This is a genomic window from Nocardioides sp. Z35_8, from assembly GCF_059621125.1.
This window is the reverse complement of sequence record NZ_JCAQIE010000001.1, coordinates 494837-516123: the sequence shown is the minus strand read 5'-3', so window position 1 is coordinate 516123 and position 21287 is coordinate 494837. Positions and strand designations below refer to the sequence as shown.

General features: G+C 74.4%; 20 protein-coding genes. 11 read left to right on the top strand and 9 right to left on the bottom strand.

Going from position 1 to position 21287, the window contains the following annotated elements; all coding sequences use genetic code 11:
• Window positions 1–100 precede the first annotated feature (100 nt).
• The gene (locus AC54T2_RS02480) at window positions 101–1006 is read left to right on the top strand and encodes a LysR substrate-binding domain-containing protein (protein ID WP_496665428.1); all 906 of its coding nucleotides are present in this window, start codon (window positions 101–103) and stop codon (window positions 1004–1006) included.
• A gap of 94 nt (window positions 1007–1100) precedes the next feature.
• Window positions 1101–2906: a sensor histidine kinase gene (locus tag AC54T2_RS02475; RefSeq protein WP_186339356.1), complete on the top strand. Its 1806-nt coding sequence runs from the start codon at window positions 1101–1103 to the stop codon at window positions 2904–2906.
• On the opposite strand, the gene AC54T2_RS02470 is transcribed toward AC54T2_RS02475, so the two are convergent.
• Window positions 2878–3342, bottom strand: coding sequence for a GNAT family N-acetyltransferase (locus AC54T2_RS02470; RefSeq protein WP_489975312.1), 465 nt, complete (start codon window positions 3340–3342; stop codon window positions 2878–2880). The two genes, AC54T2_RS02475 and AC54T2_RS02470, sit on opposite strands and share 29 nt — an antisense overlap.
• 221 nt (window positions 3343–3563) lie before the next feature.
• A complete protein-coding gene (locus tag AC54T2_RS02465) occupies window positions 3564–3857 on the bottom strand; it encodes a hypothetical protein (RefSeq protein ID WP_186339355.1) in 294 nt (97 codons plus the stop codon).
• A gap of 88 nt (window positions 3858–3945) precedes the next feature.
• Here AC54T2_RS02465 and AC54T2_RS02460 point away from each other — a divergent pair, with 88 nt between their 5' ends.
• Window positions 3946–4866: a glucose 1-dehydrogenase gene (locus AC54T2_RS02460; RefSeq protein ID WP_186339354.1), complete on the top strand. Its 921-nt coding sequence runs from the start codon at window positions 3946–3948 to the stop codon at window positions 4864–4866.
• Between the two features lie 180 nt (window positions 4867–5046).
• On the opposite strand, the gene AC54T2_RS02455 is transcribed toward AC54T2_RS02460, so the two are convergent.
• Window positions 5047–5865, bottom strand: a complete 819-nt coding sequence (locus tag AC54T2_RS02455) for a Rossmann-fold NAD(P)-binding domain-containing protein (protein WP_496665427.1) — start codon at window positions 5863–5865, stop codon at window positions 5047–5049.
• Between the two features lie 146 nt (window positions 5866–6011).
• Here AC54T2_RS02455 and kdgD point away from each other — a divergent pair, with 146 nt between their 5' ends.
• The 4 genes from kdgD (at window position 6012) to AC54T2_RS02435 (ending at window position 11009) form a co-directional block, all read left to right on the top strand.
• Window positions 6012–6938, top strand: a complete 927-nt coding sequence (kdgD, locus tag AC54T2_RS02450; RefSeq protein ID WP_496665426.1) for a 5-dehydro-4-deoxyglucarate dehydratase — start codon at window positions 6012–6014, stop codon at window positions 6936–6938.
• A 59-nt stretch (window positions 6939–6997) separates the two neighbouring features.
• Window positions 6998–8506, top strand: coding sequence for an aldehyde dehydrogenase (NADP(+)) (locus AC54T2_RS02445; protein ID WP_496665425.1), 1509 nt, complete (start codon window positions 6998–7000; stop codon window positions 8504–8506).
• Complete coding sequence (locus AC54T2_RS02440; protein WP_496665424.1) at window positions 8503–9825, top strand: enolase C-terminal domain-like protein; 1323 nt, start codon at window positions 8503–8505, stop codon at window positions 9823–9825. The genes AC54T2_RS02445 and AC54T2_RS02440 overlap by 4 nt, the downstream gene beginning before the upstream one ends.
• A 107-nt stretch (window positions 9826–9932) precedes the next feature.
• Window positions 9933–11009, top strand: a complete 1077-nt coding sequence (locus AC54T2_RS02435; protein WP_186339350.1) for a YihY/virulence factor BrkB family protein — start codon at window positions 9933–9935, stop codon at window positions 11007–11009.
• Here AC54T2_RS02435 and AC54T2_RS02430 read toward each other — a convergent pair.
• From AC54T2_RS02430 to AC54T2_RS02415, 4 genes are all read right to left on the bottom strand, one after another.
• Window positions 11006–11995: a PfkB family carbohydrate kinase gene (locus tag AC54T2_RS02430; RefSeq protein ID WP_496665423.1), complete on the bottom strand. Its 990-nt coding sequence runs from the start codon at window positions 11993–11995 to the stop codon at window positions 11006–11008. The two genes, AC54T2_RS02435 and AC54T2_RS02430, sit on opposite strands and share 4 nt — an antisense overlap.
• On the bottom strand, window positions 11992–12537 hold the full coding sequence (locus AC54T2_RS02425; protein ID WP_496665422.1) for a cysteine hydrolase family protein: 546 nt from the start codon (window positions 12535–12537) through the stop codon (window positions 11992–11994). The genes AC54T2_RS02430 and AC54T2_RS02425 overlap by 4 nt, the downstream gene beginning before the upstream one ends.
• Window positions 12538–12636: 99 nt before the next feature.
• A complete protein-coding gene (locus AC54T2_RS02420; RefSeq protein ID WP_186339347.1) occupies window positions 12637–13452 on the bottom strand; it encodes an ABC transporter permease subunit in 816 nt (271 codons plus the stop codon).
• Window positions 13449–14360 carry an ABC transporter ATP-binding protein gene (locus AC54T2_RS02415; protein WP_496665421.1) on the bottom strand — a complete coding sequence of 304 codons (912 nt, stop codon included), beginning with the start codon at window positions 14358–14360 and terminating at the stop codon, window positions 13449–13451. Before AC54T2_RS02415 ends, AC54T2_RS02420 begins: the two co-directional genes overlap by 4 nt.
• A gap of 141 nt (window positions 14361–14501) precedes the next feature.
• On the opposite strand from AC54T2_RS02415, the gene AC54T2_RS02410 reads away from it, so the two are divergent.
• Window positions 14502–15761 carry a hypothetical protein gene (locus AC54T2_RS02410; RefSeq protein ID WP_496665420.1) on the top strand — a complete coding sequence of 420 codons (1260 nt, stop codon included), beginning with the start codon at window positions 14502–14504 and terminating at the stop codon, window positions 15759–15761.
• A 49-nt stretch (window positions 15762–15810) separates the two neighbouring features.
• Complete coding sequence (locus AC54T2_RS02405; protein ID WP_186339344.1) at window positions 15811–16602, top strand: hypothetical protein; 792 nt, start codon at window positions 15811–15813, stop codon at window positions 16600–16602.
• Between the two features lie 6 nt (window positions 16603–16608).
• Here AC54T2_RS02405 and AC54T2_RS02400 read toward each other — a convergent pair whose 3' ends face one another.
• Together AC54T2_RS02400 and AC54T2_RS02395 are read right to left on the bottom strand one after the other, a co-directional pair.
• Complete coding sequence (locus AC54T2_RS02400) at window positions 16609–17778, bottom strand: pyridoxal phosphate-dependent aminotransferase (protein ID WP_186339343.1); 1170 nt, start codon at window positions 17776–17778, stop codon at window positions 16609–16611.
• 83 nt (window positions 17779–17861) lie between these two features.
• A complete protein-coding gene (locus tag AC54T2_RS02395; protein WP_260988497.1) occupies window positions 17862–18167 on the bottom strand; it encodes a response regulator transcription factor in 306 nt (101 codons plus the stop codon).
• A gap of 103 nt (window positions 18168–18270) precedes the next feature.
• Here AC54T2_RS02395 and AC54T2_RS02390 point away from each other — a divergent pair, with 103 nt between their 5' ends.
• Window positions 18271–20757, top strand: a complete 2487-nt coding sequence (locus tag AC54T2_RS02390) for a helix-turn-helix transcriptional regulator (protein WP_496665419.1) — start codon at window positions 18271–18273, stop codon at window positions 20755–20757.
• Window positions 20754–21236, top strand: a complete 483-nt coding sequence (locus AC54T2_RS02385) for a hypothetical protein (protein WP_186339340.1) — start codon at window positions 20754–20756, stop codon at window positions 21234–21236. Before AC54T2_RS02390 ends, AC54T2_RS02385 begins: the two co-directional genes overlap by 4 nt.
• Window positions 21237–21287: the final 51 nt, after the last annotated feature.

Here is a 21287-nt window from a genome sequence, read left to right as displayed (position 1 = left end):
TGTTCGGGATGTGACCACCGACACTAGGTTTGCGCGATGATGCCGGTCCAAGCCCAATTGGGCATGGACTGATACGCCCGGCGCATCGTACCCTCACCCGGTGATCACCCTCGACCAGGTCCGCTCCTTCGTCGCCGTGGCCGAGGAGCTGCACTTCGGCCGGGCCGCCGAGCGCCTCCAGATGACCCAGCCGCCGCTGTCGCGGCAGATCCAGAAGCTGGAGAAGTCGGTCGGCGCGCGCCTGCTCGAGCGTGACAACCGGCGCGTCGAGCTGACCGGCGCCGGGGCCGCGTTCCTCGACGAGGCGCACCGGCTGCTCAACCTCGTCGAGGGAGCCGGCGACCTCGCCCGCCGGGTCGACGCGGGCGCCGCCGGCGTCGTACGCCTGGGCTTCACCGCCGTGTCGGCCATCTCGATCCTGGGGCCGCTGCTGCGGCGGCTGACCGCCGAGCTGCCCGACGTGGAGGTGGTGCTGTCCGAGCGGGTCACCAACGCGCAGGTCGACGGCATCCGGCGCGGCGAGCTCGACGTCGGCCTGGCGCGCCCGCCGTTCGACACCGGGCTGCTGCGCTCGCGGGTGGTGCTGCGCGAGCCGTTCATGGCCGTCGTACCCGTGTCGCACCCGCTGGCCGAGGCGTCGCGGCCCCTGAGCGCGGGCGACTTCGAGGGTGAGACCGTCATCGGCTACAACCCCGACCAGTCGCGCTACTTCCACGAGCTGTCGGTGCGCTTCTTCGCCAATGCCCACCCGCGGGTCGACCAGCGCGTGCACCAGGTGCTGACCGCGATGCTCCTCGTCTCCGCCGAGCGGGGGGTCACCCTCGCGCCGGCGTCGGCCGCGTCCCTGCACGTCGACGGGGTGGTGTTCAAGGAGCTGGCCCCGCCCGGCGACGCGGGGGGTGGCGCCGACGCGGACCGGCCCGTCGAGCTGCACGCGATCTGGTCGCGGGAGCGGGTGACGCCGGTCGTCCGTCGCGTGCTGGAGGTCATGGCCGCCCACGGGTGAGCAGATGGCGTCAAGGAAACCCTGCACCCGCGGCCCCGCGCCGCCTAGAGTCGGAGTGCTGCAGGCGCCGAGGACAGCGACGACGGGGGGTGTGATGTCGGTCGAGCCGCGTCCGGGTCGGCGTGCCGCCGAGCCCGCCTGGGACGACGAGCAGACGCGCCAGCACCTCCAGGTGCTGGTCGAGGGCGTCGCCACGCTCGCCGGGTTCGCCCAGTCCTCCCTCACACTGCGCCGCGACGACCACTTCGAGGTCGTCGCTGCCGCCGGGGTCGAGGACGGCTTCGTCGGCACCCGGGTGCCGGTCGAGTCGATCGAGCGCGAGCTCGAGGACGCCGACGAGTGGGGGGTGTGGCGTTTCGTGCCGCACGACCGGGCGAGCGCGGAGTCCCTGGCCTACAGCCACATCCCCGACGTCACGCCGCTGGAGGGGGAGGACGCCTGGCACCCGCTCGACCTGCTCGCCGCCCCCGTCCACGACGACCAGGGACGGCTGCGCGGAGTGCTGTCGGTCGACATCCCCGACGACGGCCGGCTGCCCTCGCCGGCGAAGATGGAGGTGCTGACGAGGTACGCCGGGCTCGCGCGCACCCTCGTCCTGCTCGCGCTCGAGCGCGAGGAGCTCAGCCAGCAGGTGCGGATGGCGGCGCAGGCGCGCCAGATCGTGCGCCAGGCGCTCGGGGAGCCGACCCTCGAGCTCGTCCTCGAGGCGTGCCGGGCCGCGGTCGTGTCCTGCTTCGACGCCGTGGGCATGTGGCTGACGGCGTTCGACGCCGACGGCACGGGCTCCACCACGACGTCGTACGCCGTGGACGAGACCTACGACGTGCCGCCGTTCGACGACATCGACGACGTGGTGGTGGGGCTCGCGCGCACCTACTGGGCCGACCAGGTGGTGACGCCCTTCTCCCGCGACCACCTCGACCACCCCGGCCTGTCCCCTGAGGACGCCGGGCGGCTGCTCGGGTTCCTCGACGGCATCGGCATCGGGTCGGTGCTCTTCGTGCCGATGGGAGTGGGGCCCGAGTGCGTCGGCTTCCTCGTGCTGACCCGCGTCTCGGCCTCCCGTCCGTGGAGCGACGTCGAGGTCGAGGCGGCGCGCGACATCGGCCGCGACCTGGGCCTGGCCGTCGGCAAGGCGCGCCAGCTCGAGCTCGAGCGTGCCGTCGTCGACCGGCTGCGGCGCCTCGACAGCTATCGCGTCGAGGTGGTCAACACCCTCGGCCACGAGCTGCGCAACCCGCTCTTCTCGATGAGCGCCAACCTCGAGCTCCTCGACACCGACCGGCTCGACGAGGACGGGCGCCGGTCGGTGGCGGCCGCGACGCGCGGCGCGCGGCGGATGCGGGCCGTCATCGACGACATGCTGACGATGGCCCAGGTCTCCGACCCGCACCGCGAGTTCGACCCGATCCCGGTCGACCTGCGCCGCGTGGTGCACGACGTCTACGAGGAGTGCCACGCCGCCGCGTCCGCCGGAGGCGTCACGTGCGACGCCGACCTGCCCGACGAGCCGCTGCTGGTGCCCGGTGATGCCGAGGAGCTCCACCGCCTCCTCACCAACCTGGCCACCAACGCGATCAAGTACACCGATCCCGGCGGACGGGTCACCGTGCGCGTCGCGCGGCAGGACGACTCGGTCGTCGTCGCGGTCACCGACACGGGCATCGGCATCTCCGAGGCCGACCGCACGCAGCTGTTCCGCGAGTTCTTCCGCTCCACCAACCCCGCGGCGCTGGCGCGACCGGGCACCGGCCTCGGGCTCGCGATCGTGGCCCGGATCGCGGCCCGCCACGGCGGCACGGTCGACATCGACTCCGAGCGGGGGCGCGGCACCACGGCGACGGTGGTGCTCCCGGCCTGGGCCGGCGACGTCAGCCCGGAGCCAGCACCAGCGTCATGAAGCAGCTCAGCGGGTCGTCGGCGTAGGACGCGAAGGGCGGGCACGGCACGAACCCGGCCCGGGCGTAGAACCGGCGCGCGGGCGCGAAGAACTCCATGCTGCCCGTCTCGAGCGACACGCGCCCGACGCCCCGTGCCCGGGCGTCGGCCAGGGCGTGGGCCAGCAGCCGGCTCGCCACGCCAGTGCCGCGCACCCGCGGCTCGGTGCGCATGCTCTTGAGCTCCTCATGGCCGTCCTCGAGCGCCGCCAACGCGGCCGTGCCGACGATCGCCCCGTCGTCCGTGCCCACCCACAGGCGTACGCCGTCGCCCCGCAGGGCGGCCAGGTCGAGGGCGTGGCGGCTCTCCGGCGGCGCGGTGGGGGCGAGGTCGTCGAGGTGCGCCCGGAGGAACGCCGCCAGCCGGGGGTCGTCGAAGTCGGCGCGGGTGATCTCCACGGCGCCAGTCTGGTGGCCTCGTGTTTCGGCGACGTGACTCCCGCCGGCGGGTCCGCGCTGGCTCGGCCTGTCGGAGTCCCCGCTCGAGCGGGGACTCCGACACCTGGAGGCCGTTGCAAAGGCCTCCAGGTGTCAGACTCGCCCACCACGTCGGGCGCTGCCTGCTCAGTCGGGCGGACAGGTGGACCCGCTGCGGAATGGGTCGAGCGTGGCGATCGGCGTCAGGGCCGCGGGTTGTCCCGCCTCCACGGCCGGCTGTCGCGCTTGGCGCCCATCCCCGCGGCGCACCGTCGGCAGACCTCGCGGACCTCGTCGGCGTCGCGTCCCGTGGCCGGCTGGGCATCGACCCACTGCACGTGCGGGAAGCGGTGCAGCCGCGCCTTGCTCAACGGGACGCCGCAGAGCGTCTGGTTGGTCCCCCGCAGCCAGGCGTGGACGAGCCCGGCAGGGGCGCGGATGCCGTCGGGATCGGTCCAACGGTCGGTCGCCGCGACCGCCGCGTCCTTGGGTGACATGGCCTTCCGGTGCCCCGCATCGACCGTCGTATGCCGGGTACCGCGATGCCGACCAGGCAATGCAGGCAACCCGAGAGGACGGACGACCATGGGCGACGACCGACAGGCCGACCAGACCCGCCAGGACCCCACCGAGCTGCACGAGCAGCCCGACACCGAGGGCGAGCAGCTGCCGAAGCCCGGCGACGAGGACTCCGTCACCGGCGAGATGGGCGAGAAGCCCGACCACGGCGAGGAGACGTACGTCGGCCACGACCGCCTGCTCGACCAGGTCGCCGTGATCACCGGCGGCGACTCCGGCATCGGCCGCGCGGTCGCGCTCGCGTTCGCGCGCGAGGGCGCCGACGTGGTGATCGCCTACCTCGAGGGCGAGGACGAGGACGCGCGCGAGACCGGACGACTCGTCGAGGAGGCCGGACGCCGGGCGGTGCTCGTGCCGACCGACCTCGTGCGCGAGGAGGCGTGCCAGGCGCTCGTCGACACGGCCGTCTCCGAGCTCGGTCGCATCGACATCCTCGTCAACAACGCCGCCTACCAGATGGCGCAGCCCGGCGGCCTCGCCGACATCACGACCGAGCAGCTCGACCGGGTGATGAAGACCAACGTCTACGCGATGTTCTGGCTGTGCCGGATGGCGCTGCCGCACATGAGGTCCGGCGCGTCGATCATCAACACCTCGTCGGTGCAGTCGTCGTCCCCGTCGCCGGAGCTGCTCGACTACGCCAGCACGAAGGCGGCGATCGTCAACTTCACCCGCGGCCTGGCCCAGACGCTGGCCGAGAAGGGGATCCGCGTCAACTCCGTCGCCCCCGGGCCCATCTGGACGCCCCTCATCCCGGCGACCATGCCGCCGGAGAAGGTCGAGGTCTTCGGTCAGGACACGCCCCTCGGGCGCGCCGGGCAGCCCGCCGAGGTCGCCACGGCGTTCGTCTACCTCGCCTCACCGGAGTCGAGCTACATCACCGGCGAGGTCATCGCCGTGACGGGCGGGAAGCCGGTCACCATGTGACCGGCGGGGGTGGTGTCGCTGCCGCCGTCGTCGCGTTGTCGGAGTCCCCGCTCGAGCGGGGACTCCGACACCTGGAGGGGGTTGCAACGGCCTCCAGGTGTCGGACTCGCCCACCAGGTACGCCGTTATGTCAGACGCGGTCGGCCCGCGCCAGCACGCCACCCCGCGCCCCCGAAGCCGTCAGCCCGGCAGCAGGCGGGCGTAGCCCTCGCGGTAGGAGGGGTACGCCGGCGCCCAGCCGGTGGCGCGCAGCCGCGCGTCGGACAGTCGCTTGCCGTGGCCCCGGGCCGGGTCGGCCGGAGGCGGGGCGGGTGCGCCGAGGCGCTCGGCGAGGAACGCCGCCACGTCGCCGAGCTGGGCGGGCTCGTCGTCGGTGCCGAGGTAGAGGCGCTCGGGCGGAGCGGGCATCGTCAGCAGGTGCACCACGGCGGCCGCGGCGTCCTGGCGGTGGATGCGGTTGGTCCAGCGGTGCGGGTCGTCGATCCGCCCCTCGCGGACCTGGTCGAGCAGCCGCGTGCTGGCGCCGCCGTAGAGCCCGGACAGGCGCAGCACCGTCCCGTGCGGGATCCGCTCGTGGAAGGCCTCCTCGGCGGCCACGAGCATCCGCCCTGGGCCGTCGGCCGGGGCCGGGGGAGCGGTCTCGTCCTCGACCTCCGGGAGGTCGCGGCTGGCGTGCACCGCGGTCGAGGAGACCAGCACGGCCCGGTCGGGGGCCTCGGCCAGCGTGTCGAGCGCGCGCGCCATCCCCTCGACGTACGTCGCGCGGTAGGCCTCCTCGGTGCGCGGACGGGCGGTGAGGGCGACGACGACCAGGCTCGGGCGTACGCCGGACAGGTCGGGCGCCGCACGGGTGAGGTCGACCGAGCGGCCGACGAGAGGGGCGGGCACCCGCGAGGCGTCGCGCCGCAGGGCGAGCACCCCGTGCCCGAGCGCGGCCAGCCGGAGGCCGACCGTGGCGCCGAGGTCGCCGGCGCCGACGAGGAGGACGTCCGGGGTCACGGGGTCACGGTAACCGGCCGCACCATGCCACAGGAGCATCACTGGATTCAGAAACGGGCTTGGACAGGCATCGTCGGGCTTCCTAGGTTGGTGAACACCGCCACATCCGTGACCACGGAGCCACGGCCCGAACCGAAGGACGCAGCGTGACGAAGTACAGCCCCACCGAGCTCGCCGAGACCCTGGGCAGCGGACTGCTGTCCTTCCCGGTCACCCACTTCGACACCGACCTCACGTTCGACGAGCCGGCCTACCGCGAGCACCTCGAGTGGCTCAGCGGCTATCCGGTGGCCGGCCTGTTCGCCGCCGGCGGCACGGGTGAGGGCTTCTCCCTCAACGCCGAGGAGTCCGACCGCGTCGTGCGGGCCGCGATCGCCGGTGCCGGCGGCAAGGTGCCCGTCCTGGGCCCCGCCACCGGCTCGACCGTCAACGCGGTCGCCCAGGTCAAGGCGGCCCAGGAGGCCGGCGCCGACGGCATCCTGCTGATGCCGCCCTACCTCACCGAGGCCGGCCAGCGCGGCCTGGTCGAGCACATCAGCGCCGTGTGCGCCGCCACCGACCTCGGCGTCGTCTACTACTCCCGCGCCAACGCCGTGCTCGGCACCGACGCCCTCGAGCAGGCCTGCGCCCGCAACGACAACCTCGTCGGCTTCAAGGACGGCGTCGGCGCGATCGAGCAGATGACCCGCACCTACGCCCAGCTCGGCGACCGGCTGATCTACATCGGCGGCCTGCCCACGGCCGAGATGTTCGCCCTGCCCCTGCTCCAGCTCGGCGTGACGACCTACAGCTCGGCGATCTTCAACTTCGTGCCGGGCTTCGCGCTCGACTTCTACGACGCCGTGCGCCGCCAGGACCAGACGACGGTCTACGCCATGCTCAACGACTTCGTCATCCCCTACACCAAGATCCGCGACCGCGAGTCCGGCTACGCGGTGTCGATCGTCAAGGCCGGCCTCGCCGCCGTCGGTCGCCCGGCCGGTCCGGTCCGTCCGCCGCTCGCCGACCTCACCGACGCCGAGCGGGGCGAGCTGCAGACCCTCGTGGACAAGGTGGCAGGCTCCCAGGCCTGACCGCGGGTCTGCCCGGGCCCGACCGGCCACGACCACTCATCCCGATCCCGAAGGACACCATGACCGACAGCCCCACGATCACCGCCACCTCGATCATCGCCGGCGCCGACTCCGAGCACCCGGACGTCGCGGCCGCGACCACGGCCGCCGCGCACGCGTTCACGGCCTACCGCGCCACCACCCCGGAGGAGCGCGGGGCGTTCCTCGAGGCGGTGGCGAGCGAGATCGAGTCCGACAAGGACGCGATCATCGTGGAGGCGGTGCGCGAGAGCGGTCTGCCCGAGGGCCGCATCACCGGCGAGGTGGGCCGCACGACCGGCCAGCTGCGCCTCTTCGCGGGGGTCGTGCGTCAGGGTGACCACCTCGGCGTGCGCATCGACCCGGCGCTGCCGGAGCGTACGCCGCTGCCGCGCGCCGACATCCGCCAGCGGATGGTGCCGCTCGGCCCGGTCGCGGTGTTCGGCGCGAGCAACTTCCCGCTCGCCTTCTCGACCGCCGGCGGCGACACCGCGTCCGCCCTGGCGGCGGGGTGCCCGGTCGTGGTCAAGGGCCACCCGGCCCACCCGGTCACCGGGACGCTCGTCGCCCGCGCGATCACCCGCGCGGTCGAGCGGGCCGGCCTGCCCGCCGGCACGTTCTCCTTCGTGCTCGGCGGCATCGAGACCGGCCAGGAGCTCGTCACCGACCCGCGCATCGCCGCGGTGGGCTTCACCGGCTCGCGAGGCGGCGGCCTGGCCCTGGTCCGCGCCGCCGCGGAGCGCGAGGTGCCGATCCCCGTCTACGCCGAGATGTCGTCGATCAACCCGGTCGTGGTGCTGCCCGGCGCCCTCGAGGGCGACGTCGCCGCCCTCGCCGGGGCCTACGTCGGCAGCCTGACGCTCGGCTCCGGCCAGTTCTGCACCAACCCCGGCCTGCTCTTCCTGCCGTCCGGCGAGCGGGGCGACGCCTTCCTCCGCGCGGCCGGTGAGGCGGTGGGCGCGGCCACCGGCCAGCCGATGCTCACCCCGGGCATCGCCGAGGCGTACGCCAGCGGCACCGCCAGCCTGCGAGGCACCGAGGGCGTCCGGGTCGTGGGCGAGGGCTCCGCGGCGGGCGAGCACGCCCCCGCGCCGGGGGTCTACGAGGCTCCCGTCGAGCTGCTCGCGATCGACGACAGCACGGTGACCGACGAGGTCTTCGGCGCCGCCGGCGTCGTCGTGCGCTACGACGACGTGACGAGCCTGCTGCCCCGGCTCGAGGGCCTCGAGGGCCAGCTCACCGCGACGGTGCACGCCACCGACGCCGACGTCGACGACGCCCGCGCGCTGCTGCCCGTTCTCGAGCTGAAGGCCGGACGCGTGCTCTTCAACGGCTGGCCCACCGGCGTCGAGGTCGGTCACGCGATGGTCCACGGCGGCCCCTACCCCGCGACGTCCGACTCGCGCACCACCAGCGTGGGCAGCCTGGCCATCGAGCGCTTCCAGCGCCCGGTCGCCTACCAGGACGTGCCGGCCGCGCTGCTGCCCGCCGCGGTGCGCGACGACAACCCGTGGGGCCTGCGCCGCCGGATCGACGGTGACCTCGAGTGAGCACGATCGCCAGGGTCGAGGTCGTCCCGGTCGCCGGGCACGACTCCATGCTGCTCAACCTCAGCGGCGCGCACGGCCCGTTCTTCACCCGCAACATCGCGGTCGTCACCGACTCCGAGGGCCGCGAGGGCCTCGGCGAGGTGCCCGGTGGGGAGGCGATCCGGCAGACGATCGCCGACGCCGCCGACCTCCTCGTCGGCCAGCCCGTCGCGCGGTTCCGCACGCTGCTGCGCCGCGTCGCGGCGGCGTACGCCGACCGCGACGCCGGCGGCCGCGGCCAGCAGACCTTCGACCTCCGCACCACCATCCACGCGGTCACCGCGCTCGAGTCGGCGCTGCTCGACCTCTCCGGCCAGGCGCTCGGCGTCCCGGTCGCGGAGCTCCTCGGCGAGGGCCAGCAGCGCGACTCCGTGCCGATGCTGGGCTACCTGTTCTACGTCGGCGACCCCGACCGCACGGACCTGCCCTACCTGCGCGAGCACTCGTCGGGCGTCGACGACTGGGAGCGGCTCCGTCGCGAGGAGGCGATGACCCCGGAGGCCGTCGTACGGCTCGCCGAGGCCGCGCAGGCCCGCTACGGCTTCACCGACTTCAAGCTCAAGGGCGGCGTGCTGCCCGGCGAGGAGGAGGTCGCGGCGGTGACCGCGCTGCACGAGCGCTTCCCCGACGCGCGGATCACCCTCGACCCCAACGGCGGCTGGCTCCTCGAGGACGCCGTCCGGCTGCTCGCCGGCAAGGGCGACGTCCTGGCCTATGCGGAGGACCCGTGCGGCGCCGAGGGCGGCTACTCCGGGCGCGAGGTGATGGCGCAGTTCAAGCGCCGCACCGGCCTGCGCACGGCCACCAACATGGTCGCCACCGACTGGCGCCAGATGGCCGATGCGGTGCGCACCAACGCCGTCGACATCCCGCTCGCCGACCCGCACTTCTGGACGATGGCCGGCTCGGTGCGCGTCGCGCAGCTGTGCCACGACTTCGGCCTGACGTGGGGCTCGCACTCCAACAACCACTTCGACGTGTCGCTGGCGATGTTCACCCAGGTGGGGGCCGCGGCGCCCGGCGAGATCACCGCCCTCGACACGCACTGGATCTGGCAGGACGGCCAGGGCCTGACGACCGACCCGCTGCAGATCCGCGACGGGGCGATCGCCGTGCCTGACGCGCCCGGCCTGGGGGTCGCCCTCGACCGCGACCGGCTCGCCGAGGCCCACGAGCTCTACCTCGAGCACGGCCTCGGCGCCCGCGACGACGCCGTCGCCATGCAGTACCTCGTCGCGGACTGGGCGTTCGACCCCAAGCGTCCGTGCCTGGTCCGCTGACCCAGCGCTGACCGATCGAGCGCGACGCGAGCGGGTGTCCACGGCGCCCGCTCGCGTCGCGTGGCGGACGACCGTATGGGCGGGCGCGCGTCGGGCACTGTGAGGTCATGACGCAGCGATCCGACTCCGCCCCAGGGGAGCACACCAGCGAGGAGCGGGAGACCGCCCCCGAGCCCGACGCACCCGGCAAGCCCGACTCGCCCGACGACCTGGCCAAGCCCACGTGGGGCTACGTGCTGCGCAAGACGGTCCGCGAGTTCCTCGACGACCAGTGCACCGACGTCGCGGCGGCACTGACCTACTACTCCATCCTCGCCCTGTTCCCGGCCGCGATCGCGATGCTCTCGCTGGTCGGCCTCGTCGGCCAGCAGCAGAAGACGGTCGACACGCTCCTGCAGATCCTGAGCGACATCGGTGCCTCCTCGGCCGCCGACACCCTCGAGCCGACGCTGACCGAGCTCGCCGGCAACCAGGGCGCCGGTCTGGCGCTGGTGATCGGCCTCGCCACCGCCCTGTGGTCGGCCTCGGGCTACGTCGGCGCGTTCGGACGCGGCATGAACCGGATCTACGAGATCGACGAGGGCCGCCCGATCTGGAAGCTGCGCCCGACCGTCCTCCTCGTCACGCTGGTGACCGTCGTGCTCGCCGCCGTCGTCGCGGTCGGGCTGGTGCTGACCGGCCCGGCCGCGGAGGCGGTCGGCCGCGCGATCGGGTTGGAGTCGGCAGCGGTCACGGTGTGGAGCATCGCGAAGTGGCCGGTGCTTCTGGCGGTCGTCGTGCTCATCGTGGCGCTGCTCTACTACGCCACTCCCAACGTGAAGCAGCCGAAGCTCCGCTGGATCAGCATCGGCGCGGTCGTCGCGATCGTGGTGTGGGTGCTGGCGTCGGCGGCGTTCGGGTTCTACGTCGCCAACTTCTCCAGCTATGACAAGACCTACGGCTCGCTCGCCGGCGTCATCGCGTTCCTGCTGTGGCTGTGGATCACCAACCTGGCGCTGCTCTTCGGTGCCGAGCTCGACGCCGAGCTCGAGCGCGGACGACAGCTCCAAGCGGGCATCGCCGCGGAGGAGGTGCTGCAGCTGCCCCCGCGCGACACCCGCAAGTCGGACAAGGCCGCCGAGAAGGCGCGCAAGGACGTCGAGAAGGGCCGGCGGCTGCGCGAGTCGGGCGGCCGCCGCACCTAGCCCGTTGCCCGGCCCGTCGCCCGACCCGTCGCCGGGCCGGCTCCCTGCCCGCCGCGGGCCAGGAACGCGTCGACCTCGGCGGCGGTCGGTGCCGACTCGGGGCCGCGCCGGGTGACCTTGATCGCCGCGGCCGCGTTGGCCCGGCGGCAGCCCTCGACCCACGGCGTGCCGGCCACCACCTCGGCCAGGAGCGCGCCGGTGTGGGTGTCACCCGCGCCGTTGGTGTCGACCGGCTCCTGCGGGAAGCCCGGGACGTAGGTCGTCGCGCCGTCGACGTGCACGGCGCAGCCCGCCGGTCCGTCGCGGACGATGGCGACGGCGGCGCCCCGCAGCAGGGGAGCGATGGCGGCGGTGCGGCCGGTGAGGTCGCCCGGCGCCTCCGCCCCCACGGCGTGGAGCAGGTGCTCGGCCTCCTCGGCGTTGCTCGTCCAGACGTCGGTCACAGCGAGCATGGCGGCGCGCACCTCCTCCGACAGGCCGGCGAACGCGGCTCCCGGGTCGAGGACCACGACCACGTCGGGGTCCAGGGTCGGCAACCAGGCCAGCAGCGGGTCGCGCGTGCTGTCGAGGGCGAGCGAGAAGCCGGTGACGCACACCAGGTCGCCGGGACGCGGCTCGGAGGTGCCCAGCGACTCCACGCTGATCCGGCGCTCGGCGCCCAGGGTGGTCACGAACGTCCGCTCGGCGCTCGGCTCGAGCATCACCACGCAGATGCCGGTGTCGAGCCCGGCCACCGGGGGAGCGGAGGCGGTGATCCCCTCGGCGGCCAGCGCCGCCCGGACCAGGTCGCCGTGCGGGCCGGTGCCGTGGGCGCCGGCGTGCACGCACTCCGCGCCGAAGCGCGCCGCCGCCGCGAGCACCGTCACCGCGCCCCCGGCGTAGTCGGCGGTCGAGACGGCCATGACGTTCTGGCCACGTGCGGGGAGGTCGGGCACCTCCACGACCACGTCGACGAGCGCCTGACCGGTGTGGATGACCCGGCTCACGACCCGAGGACCTCGTCGGTCGTGGCCAGGGTGATCTGGGGCGGGTAGAGGTCCATCACGTGCAGGGCCGCGCGCTGGTTGTCGGCCGAGGACCCGGCGCAGCCGTCGGTGACGACGGTGACCGTGGCGCCGGCGTCGGCCGCGGCGAGCGCGGTCGACACCACGCAGCAGTCGGTGCTCACGCCGGTGAGGACGAGGTGGGGCACGGGGCCGGTGACGGCGGCGAGCTCGGGACCCCACTTGCCGAAGGTCGGCAACGAGACGACGACGTCGCCCAGGCCGTGCGCCTCCGGGACCAGGTCGAGCAGCGGGTCGTCGTCGGGGACGTCGGCGAACGGCCAGGCGTCGAGGTAGGCGCGCCAGCTGCCCTGCGGGTCGCGGGCAGGCACCCAGCGGGTGACGACGGTGCGCTCGCCCGCGGCGGCCGCGAGTCGTCGTACGGGCTCCACGATGTCGGGGAACATGGCCGAGCCCCACGGGCTCGCGGGGTCGGCGAAGATCCGCTGCGGGTCGATGACGACCAGCCAGGCGTCCGGGTGCATGCGGCCAGCCTGTCAGAGACCGGGGTCTGCGACAGGCATCAGCGGCCGCCGGTCCCCCGACCGGCAGCCGCTGATGGGCACGAGGGAAGCAGAGGGGATCTACTTCACCTCGGCACGCAGGACCGCGCGCAGCCCGAGGGCCAGCGGGATCCAGAGCCACACCAGGGTCGTCACGCCGAGCTGGGCCCACTGCTCGCCCGTCATCGAGTCGCTGTAGAGCGCCGAGGTGGCGTAGTTGACGTCGATCCACGCGCCGTTGTCGCGCCACCAGTCCTGGGTGGAGGCGAGCGCACTGCTGATCGTGGGGAGCAGGGCGGTGTAGACGAAGTAGCCGACGATCGCACCGGCGGAGCTGCGCAGCAGCACGGCGAGCATGAAGCCGATGCCCATGCCGATCACGTTGGCCAGCACGATCTGCCCGAACTCGGCGAGCGAGACGTTCCAGGTCGTGTCGACCCCGGCGATCGCGGTGCCCACGACGTTGCCCAGGGCGCCGACGGCCGCAGCCAGGAGCATCGACGCGACGGCGACGCCGAGGACGGCGACCGCCTTGGCGGCGATGACGCGTCCGCGGTGCGGGACCAGGGTGAAGGTCGTCAACCCGCTGCGCTGGCTCCACTCGCTGGTGAGCGCGAGGATGGCGACCACCGGCAGCAGGATGGACATCGGCGCGCCGATGGCCGACGCGAACGTCTCGTAGGTCAGCTCGGCGCGGGGGGCGAAGACCAGGACGGCGGCCGTGGCGAGCAGCGAGACGATGCCGATCCCGGCCACCAGCCAGAAGCCGGCGCGGGTGTCGAACATCTTGCGCAGCTCGACCGCCACGAGCCGGGTCGTCGGGATCGGGGTCGCGGCCCGCACAGATCGCCCGGCGACGCCGGCGACAGTGGGCGCAGTGAGGGTCGTGTCGGTCATGCTGCTGCTCCTTCGAGGGCGGTCTCGTCGCGCGAGGTCTGGGCGGTGAGCTGGAGGAACATCTCCTCCAGGCCGGCGCCGTCGGCGGGGCGCAGCTCGTGCAGCGCGACGCCGGCACGGTGCGCGGTCTCGCCCACGAGCTCGGGGTCGGCGTCGGCGCGCAGGCCGCCGTCGACGGGGGTGGTGACGACCGCCGCCTCGTGCAGGGCACGGGCCAGTCGGTCGACGTCGGCGGTGCGCACGAGCGTGCCGGCCGCGGCCAGCAGGTCGGCCTTCCTCCCCTCGGCGACGATGCGACCCTGGCCGATGACGACGAGGTCGTCGGCGATGACCTCGATCTCGTGCAGCAGGTGCGACGACAGCAGCACGGTGCCGCCGTCGTCGGCGAAGCCGCGCAGCAGGTCGCGCATCCACCGGATGCCGGCCGGGTCGAGGCCGTTGGCGGGCTCGTCGAGGATCAGCACCTGCGGGTCGCCGATGAGGGCGGTGGCGAGGCCGAGGCGCTGGCGCATGCCGAGGGAGTAGTTGCGGACGCGGCGCTGGGCCTCGTCGTCGGTCAGACCGACACGGGTGAGCGTCTCGGTGACGCGGGACCGGGGCAGACCCATCGTGTGGGCGGCGACCGCCAGGATCTCGCGTCCGGTGCGACCGGCGTGCTGGGCGGACGCGTCCAGCAGGACGCCGACCTCGAGGCCCGGGTTGGCCAGGTCGCGGTAGTCGTGCCCGGCGATGGTGGCTCGGCCGGCGCTGGGCCGGGTCAGGCCGACCATGATCCGCATGGTCGTGGACTTGCCGGCGCCGTTGGGGCCGAGGAAGCCGGTGACCCGGCCCGTCGCGGCCGTGAAGGAGACGTTGTCGACGGCCGTGAACCGGCCGTAGTGCTGGGTGAGGTGCTCGACGCTGATCATGGCTCCACCTTCGCGGCGCACCGACGTGCGGCGCATCGGGGACAGCGCCCCGCCGGTCCCTGAGCCCGACCCTGAGAAACCCCGTACCGCCGTCACGGGGTGCAGTGGGGGATGGCTGGGTCGCACTGGGACAATGACCGCGTGAGCCAGCCGACCAAGCAGCGCCCGCCCCAGGTCAGCCTGGCGTCTGGCATCGTCATGTTCTCCTCGCTGATGGTGCTGCTCACCGCCTGGGAGCGGGTCACCTCGCTCCGCTCCCTCGAGACGCAGGAGGCGATCCGCGACGTCCTCGCCGACGCGCCGTTCTCCTCGCTGGGCCTGACCGTGCCCGCCACCACCGAGCTGCTGCGGATCTCGTGCATGGTCGCCGCGGCGTGCGCCTGCGCGACCGCCATCCTCGGCTGGTACGTCCGGCGGCCCGACCGCTCGGCCCGCCTGTCGCTCACCCTGTTCGCGATCCCGGTCTTCGTGACCGGCATCCCCGCTGGCGGGCTGGCCGGCTCCTTCGTCGCCGCCGGCGCGGCGATGCTGTGGATGCAGCCCGCGCGCGAGTGGTTCGCCACCGGCCGGTGGACGCCGCCGGAGCCGGTGAAGGCGAAGGAGCGGGGCGGTGACGACGCCCGCCGCGACGCCTCGAGCCCGTCGCCCTGGGGCGGGGCCGGCGACACCGCGCCGCCCGAGGCAGGCGACGGCCCGCCCTCTTCCTCACCCGATTCCTCACCCGGTTCCTCACCCGACGTGCCGCCGCCGGCCAGTCGTCCCTTCGGCGAGCCGGCGCCCGCCCCGGCTCCCGTCCAGCAGCCCGTGGGCGCGCCCGCACAGTCGCCCTACGGCCAGCCCTACCCGCCCCAGCCGCACGCGCCGCAGCCCTCCGCGCCGCAGCCGCACCCGGCGTACGCCCACCCCACGCAGCGCGGCCCGATGCCCCACGCCGCCCGCCCCGGTCAGCGCCACCAGCCCAGCCCGGCGCGGCCCGGTGCGCTGGTGGCGGCGTTCGTGATCACCGTCGTCACGGCCGGCGGGCTGCTGTCGCTGTCACTGCTGTGGCTGGCCATCGCCGGGCTCTCGCCGGACTTCCTGCGCAGTGTCCTCGAGCAGCAGCAGCCCGAGGTGCTCGACGAGCAGATGACGATGGACCAGGTGCGCTCGTCGATGCTCGCGCTGGCCGGTGTGCTCGTCGTCTGGTCCTCCGCGTCACTCGTGCTGGCGGGGTTCGCGATGGCTCGCCGCGCCTGGGCCCGTCGCGGACTGATCGTCAGTGCCTCCTTCAGCGCCGGCGCCTGCCTCGCCCTCGTGCTCGCGACGCCGCTCGTCCTGGTCCCGGCGGCCGCCGCCGTGGCGACGGTGGTGTGCCTGCGACGCGTCGAGGTGCGGCGCTGGTTCTCCCCCGAGGCGCGCTGACCGAGGCGCTCCGCGGCCCCTCGCCGCCCGGACGTGGTGAGATAGAGCCATGAGCGACCCGGGACCCACGCACCAGCCCTACGGCCAGGACCCCTACGGCCAGCAGCCGTCCTACGGCCAGAGCCCCTACGGCCAGCAGCCGTCCTACGGACAGCCGCCGGCCGATCGGCGCCCCGGCACCGTCACCGCGGCGGCCTGGATCACCATCGTCTTCTCCACCCTCAGCGCCCTGCTCTTCGGCTTCACCGGGCTCGCCCTCCTGGTCGCGCGCGACGAGGTCATCAACGAGATGGAGCGGGTCCCGGAGTTCCAGGACGCCAACATCGACGCCGACACGGCCGTGGGTGTGCTGGTGGCCGTCATCGTGGGCCTGCTCGTGTGGGCGATCATCGCCGTCGTGCTCGCCGTGCTGGTGCTGCGGCGCTCCAACGTCGCCCGCATCCTGCTCGTGATCTCCAGCGCGGTCGTGGCCCTCCTGTCGCTGCTGGGCGTCTCCAGCGGTGGCTCTGTCGTCACCCTCGTCGCCGCGGCCGCCACGATCGTGCTGCTCTTCGTCGGCGGGGCCGGCGACTGGTTCGCCGGGACCCCGTCCCACCCCGGCGGGCCCGGTGGCTACGACCAGCAGTACCCCGGCTACGGCCAGTACGGGGGCGGCCAGTACGGCAGCGGCTCGACGCCGCCGAGCCCCTACGGCCAGCCCGGCCAGCAGTCCCCGCAGTACCCGCCGCCGAGCAGCGACCCCTACGGCCAGGGCGGTCAGGGCGACCCCTACGGCCAGCGGCCGGGCGACGAGGGCTCGGACGGCTCCGAGCACCCGCCGCGGGACTACCCGGGTCGCTGAGCGGCGTCAGCGCGACAGGTCGGCGGCCGCGAGCCGGCGTACGCCCTCGCTGATCACGTCGGGCTGCTTGCAGAACGCCCAGCGCACCAGCTGGCGTCCCGCCTCGGCGTCGTCGTAGAACGCCTGCGCCGGGATCGCGACGACGCCGGCGAGCTCGGGCAGCGCGAGGCAGAGGGCCCGCCCGTCCGGCCAGCCGAGGTGGCTCACGTCGGTCGTGGCGAAGTAGGTGCCCTCGGGCACCCGCGGCGCCAGCCCGGCCGCGGTGAGCCCGTCGCAGAGCAGGTCGCGGCGACGTTGCAGGTCTCGGGCGAGCTCGCGCGGCCAGTCGGGCTCGTGGTCGAGCGCGTGGGCGACGGCGGGCTGGAGGGGCGCGCCGGAGGTGAAGGTGAGCCACTGCTTGGCGGCCAGCACGGCCTGCACCAGGTGGGCGGGGCCGGTGGCCCAGCCGACCTTCCAGCCGGTGAGGCTGTAGGACTTCCCCACGCTCGACAGCGTCAGGGTGCGCTCCCCCATGCCGGGCAGGGTCGAGATCGGCACGTGCCCCTCGGCGGATCGGGCGTCGTCGAAGACCAGGTGCTCGTAGACCTCGTCGGTCACCACGATCACGTCGTGCTCGACGGCCAGGTCGGCGACCACCTGCAGCTCCTCGCGGGTGAGGACCGTGCCGGTGGGGTTGTGCGGGGTGTTGAGCAGCACCAGCCGGGTGTCGCGGGTGATCGCGGCCCGCAGCTCGTCGAGGTCGGGCCGGAAGTCCGGAGCCCGGAGGGTCACCGGTCGCCGCCGCGCACCGCACATCTCCAGCACGGCGACGTAGGAGTCGTAGTAGGGCTCCAGCACGACGACCTCGTCGCCCGGGTCGACGAGCGCCAGCAGCGTGGCGGCGATCGCCTCGGTGCACCCCGTCGTCACGACGACCTCCCGGTCGGGGTCGATGTCGAGTCCGTAGTGGCGCTGCTGGTGCCGCGCGATCGCGGCCCGGAGCTCGGGCACGCCGATCCCGGGGGCGTACTGGTTGGCGCCCGACCGCAGCGCCTCCTGGGCCGCGGCGATGACCGAGGCCGGACCGTCGACGTCGGGGAACCCCTGGCCGAGGTTGAGCGCACCGGTGCGCACCGCGAGCGCCGACATCTCGCTGAACACGGTCGGCGGGACGGAGGCGAGTCGGCGGGCGATCATGCCCCGACGCTAGCGGCGACCCCGGGTGCGGCGTGGGGCGCGACGCGCCGCGCAGGCAGGTGGCCTGTCGGGGCCGGCGTGCGTCAGCGTCGGGGGGTGTGCCCGCGCTGCGCCGTGCACCGCAGGCGCGGCCGGGCGGCCGCCGGCGTCACGAAGCCGGTCGTGTAGGCCGCGACCACGAGCGCGACCCGGTCGCGCGCTCGGACCTTGCGCAGCAGCTGAGCCACGTGCGTCTTGACCGTCGGGACGGAGATGAACAGGTCGGCGGCGATCTCGGCGTTGGTCCGCCCCTGCGCGATGAGGCGCAGGACCTCGGTCTCGCGCGGTGAGAGCACAGCGCCCCACCCGGGTGGTGATTCGCGGCGTCGGTCGATGGCGGTGATGGTCATGGAGTCCCCCTCGGTGTGTCGACACCACCCTCGCCGGGGCGGGTGAGCGGCGCATCGTGCAATTGCGCCACGTCCGGCGCGGCCCGCCGCTAGCCTGCTCGCCATGAGGGAGCTCCTGGGGAGAGCAACCGAGCTGGAGTCGTTCGCCGAGCTGCTCGGTGGACCCGAGGGTGCGCTGCTCGTCCACGGCGAGGCCGGGGTGGGGAAGACCGCGCTCACCGCCCGTGCCCTCGCCGCCACCCCCCACCGCGTCGGCGGGGCCCTCGGCACCTTGGCGTGGCTGCCGTTCCTGTCCCTGCGACGGGCGCTCCCCGAGCTGCCCGACGAGACCTGGACCGGCGACCCCGACTACGTCGCGACGGCGGTCGAGGCCGCCATGGGGTCCTCGGTGCTGGTCGTCGAGGACGCCCAGTGGGCCGACCCCGCGACCTTGGAGGTGCTGGAGCAGCTGGTCGGCCGGGTCCGGCTCGTCGTCACCGCGCGGCGCGGCGACCCGGCGGCCGCCGAGGTCGTGACGCGGCTCGACAAGGCGGGCGCCGCCCGGCTCGACCTCGAGCCCTTGGGACGCGACGCCGCCCGGGCCCTGGTCGCGGCGGTCCGCGGCGGCCTCACCGACGCCGAGGTCGACGAGCTGGTGGAGCGCAGCGGCGGCAACCCGCTGTTCATCGAGGAGCTCGGCGTGGACGGGGGGACGGCCAGCCTGGAGCTCGCGCTGCTGGCGCGGTGCCGTGACCTGCCGGAGGCGCAGCTGGAGGGGGTCGCGCTGCTGGCGCTGGCGGGACGGCCGGTTCCGGCCACCGACGTGCCCGACGTGCCGGGCCTCCTCGACTCCGGGCTCGTGGTCGTCGATGCCGACGGCGGCGCCCGGATCCGGCACGCCCTCATCGGCGAGGTCATCGGCGACCTGGTGTCGTCGGAGCGGCGGGTGCGGTGCCACCGCACGCTCGCCCGGCTGAGCGACCACCCCGGTGATGTCGCGCACCACCTGCTCGCCGCCGGCGACCGGGGCGAGGCCCACGCCGCCGCCCTGCGTGCGGTGGAGCAGTCGGCCACCCCCGGGGAGAGGTGGCGCCACCTCGTCACCGCCGCCGAGTCGGCCGACGGGGACGACGCGACCGAGCTGCGGATCCGGGCCGCGGAGGCCGCGTGCACCGCCGCCGAGCCCGAGCGTGCCGGCCAGCTCCTCGAGGGCCTCGAGGTCGCCGGCCCCCACGGCGCCGCGCTCGCCCTGGCGAGGGCGACGCAGGCGTTCCAGATCGGCGACTGGGACCGCTACCCGGTCGAGATCGCCGCCGGTCGTGCCCTGGCGCGGCCCGGGTCCCGGGAGGAGGCGCAGCTGCTCAACCGGGAGGCGGCGGCGGCGCTGATCATGGACAACGACGCGCGTGCCGCGCTGGCGCTGGCCCGCGAGGCGATCGACCTCGCCGCGCGGTCGGGGACCAGCTCGGCCGGCGCCAAGGGCATGGCGGCGTCCGCGCTGGCAGACCTCGAGGAGCCGGGATGGCGCGAGCTCTTCGAGGAGTCGCTGGTCGAGGCCCGGGCGGAGGGCGACGCCTACCGCGAGCTCAGCGTCCTGCTCAACTACACGATCTCGCTGACCGCGGCCGGCGACCTCGACGAGGCCCTGGCGCAGGTCGATCGCCACCAGCGCCGGGCCCGCGAGCTGCGGCTGCTCAAGAAGGCGCACAACTCGGCCGTGACGGGGCTGGTGGTCGCGCTCTACCGCGGAGACCTGGCGTCCGTGGTCGAGGAGGGCTCCAGGATGCTCGCCGAGGCGCTCGCCCCCGGCGACCGCTACGACGTCATCTCCACCATCGGCTTCGCCCAGGCCGAGCTGGGGCACACCCGGGAGGCGCTCGCCGCCGCCGACGCGCTCAAGGACCGGGTCAGCCACCTGTCCAACCACCACGGCGTGCGCCTCCACGCGTTCGCGCTGGGCGGGCAGCCCGAGCGGGCCGTCGCCGAGTGGGAGCCCTTCACCTCGGCCGGCGGCAACGACACCTATGCCATCACCGGCGCGGCGCCGGTCGTCGCGTGGGCGGCGTACGACGGTGGGCTCCCCCCTCCGCCGCGCCCCGAGTCGCTGGCGGGCGGCCTGTTCGCCGGGACGGAGCCGGAGCTCGACGGGATCGACGCGCTCCGCTCCCAGCAGTACGACGCCGCCCGCGGCCACTTCGACCGAGCCGGTGAACTGCACGGCCAGCGGCGGTCCGCGGTCTGGATGTGTCGCTGGGCGGCGGCGGAGGCCACGCGGCTGGGCGGGGACACCGGCTCGGCCGAGGCCGAGCTGCGTGCCGTCCTCACCGCCGCCCGGGAGGATGGACTGGCGCCGTTGGTCGCCCGGTGCGAGAGGTCCCTCCGTGCCGCCGGCGTCCACCAGGGGGCCCGACGCACCGCCGAGGGTGCCCTGCTGAGCGCCCGCGAGCAGGAGGTCGTCGACCTCGTCGCGGAGGGCCTGACCGACCGGGAGATCGCCACCCGCCTCGCCCTGGCCCACCGCACCGTCCAGACCCACCTCGCCAGCGCCCGGAGGAAGCTCGGCGCCGACAACCGGAGCCACCTCGTCGCGATCCTGACCGGCTCGACGTGAAGCCGCTGGTCGTCGTCGAGGCCGGTCCGGACGCGGTCGAGGACGCACGCGGCGAGCTCGCGGCGCTGGGCTGGTCGGTCACCACCGAGCCGCGCGCGGGCGACGTGCTCGAGCTGACGGTCGACGACGAGGCCGCCGCCGTCGACGCCGTGCTCAGCGCGGTGGCGGGCCAGGGCCTGCTGGTCGAGGCGACCGCCGACCGGCCCGTCGTCGACCGGCTGTGCGACGACCTGCGTCGCCTGGGGCACCTCGACCACCGGGTCGCGCCCGGCGCCGTGCTCACCCAGGAGCAGCACGCGCTGCTCGCCCTGCTCGCCGGGGGCGAGTCGCTGGGCGCGGCCGCCGCGCGGCTCCACCTGTCCCGCCGGTCGGCCGACCGGCGGCTGGCCGGTGCCCGCGCGGTGCTCGGTGCCGGATCGACGCCCGCCGCGATCGCCGCCTGGCAGCGTCGCCTCGCGCGCCTGCCGCGTCCGGGCTGAACGACGCTCATCCTCGCGGACGAGGTGATCGCGCCCGTGGGCGGATGTGCG

Bases quoted from the DNA above. Each gene is read 5' to 3' on its own strand.
- AC54T2_RS02475 (WP_186339356.1), top strand. From the start codon at position 1,101: ATGTCGGTCGAGCCGCGTCCGGGTCGGCGTGCCGCCGAGCCCGCCTGG.
- AC54T2_RS02465 (WP_186339355.1), bottom strand. From the start codon at position 3,857: ATGTCACCCAAGGACGCGGCGGTCGCGGCGACCGACCGTTGGACCGAT.
- AC54T2_RS02460 (WP_186339354.1), top strand. From the start codon at position 3,946: ATGGGCGACGACCGACAGGCCGACCAGACCCGCCAGGACCCCACCGAG.
- AC54T2_RS02445 (WP_496665425.1), top strand. From the start codon at position 6,998: ATGACCGACAGCCCCACGATCACCGCCACCTCGATCATCGCCGGCGCC.
- AC54T2_RS02435 (WP_186339350.1), top strand. From the start codon at position 9,933: ATGACGCAGCGATCCGACTCCGCCCCAGGGGAGCACACCAGCGAGGAG.
- AC54T2_RS02425 (WP_496665422.1), bottom strand. From the start codon at position 12,537: ATGCACCCGGACGCCTGGCTGGTCGTCATCGACCCGCAGCGGATCTTC.
- AC54T2_RS02420 (WP_186339347.1), bottom strand. From the start codon at position 13,452: ATGACCGACACGACCCTCACTGCGCCCACTGTCGCCGGCGTCGCCGGG.
- AC54T2_RS02415 (WP_496665421.1), bottom strand. From the start codon at position 14,360: ATGATCAGCGTCGAGCACCTCACCCAGCACTACGGCCGGTTCACGGCC.
- AC54T2_RS02405 (WP_186339344.1), top strand. From the start codon at position 15,811: ATGAGCGACCCGGGACCCACGCACCAGCCCTACGGCCAGGACCCCTAC.
- AC54T2_RS02400 (WP_186339343.1), bottom strand. From the start codon at position 17,778: ATGATCGCCCGCCGACTCGCCTCCGTCCCGCCGACCGTGTTCAGCGAG.
- AC54T2_RS02395 (WP_260988497.1), bottom strand. From the start codon at position 18,167: ATGACCATCACCGCCATCGACCGACGCCGCGAATCACCACCCGGGTGG.
- AC54T2_RS02390 (WP_496665419.1), top strand. From the start codon at position 18,271: ATGAGGGAGCTCCTGGGGAGAGCAACCGAGCTGGAGTCGTTCGCCGAG.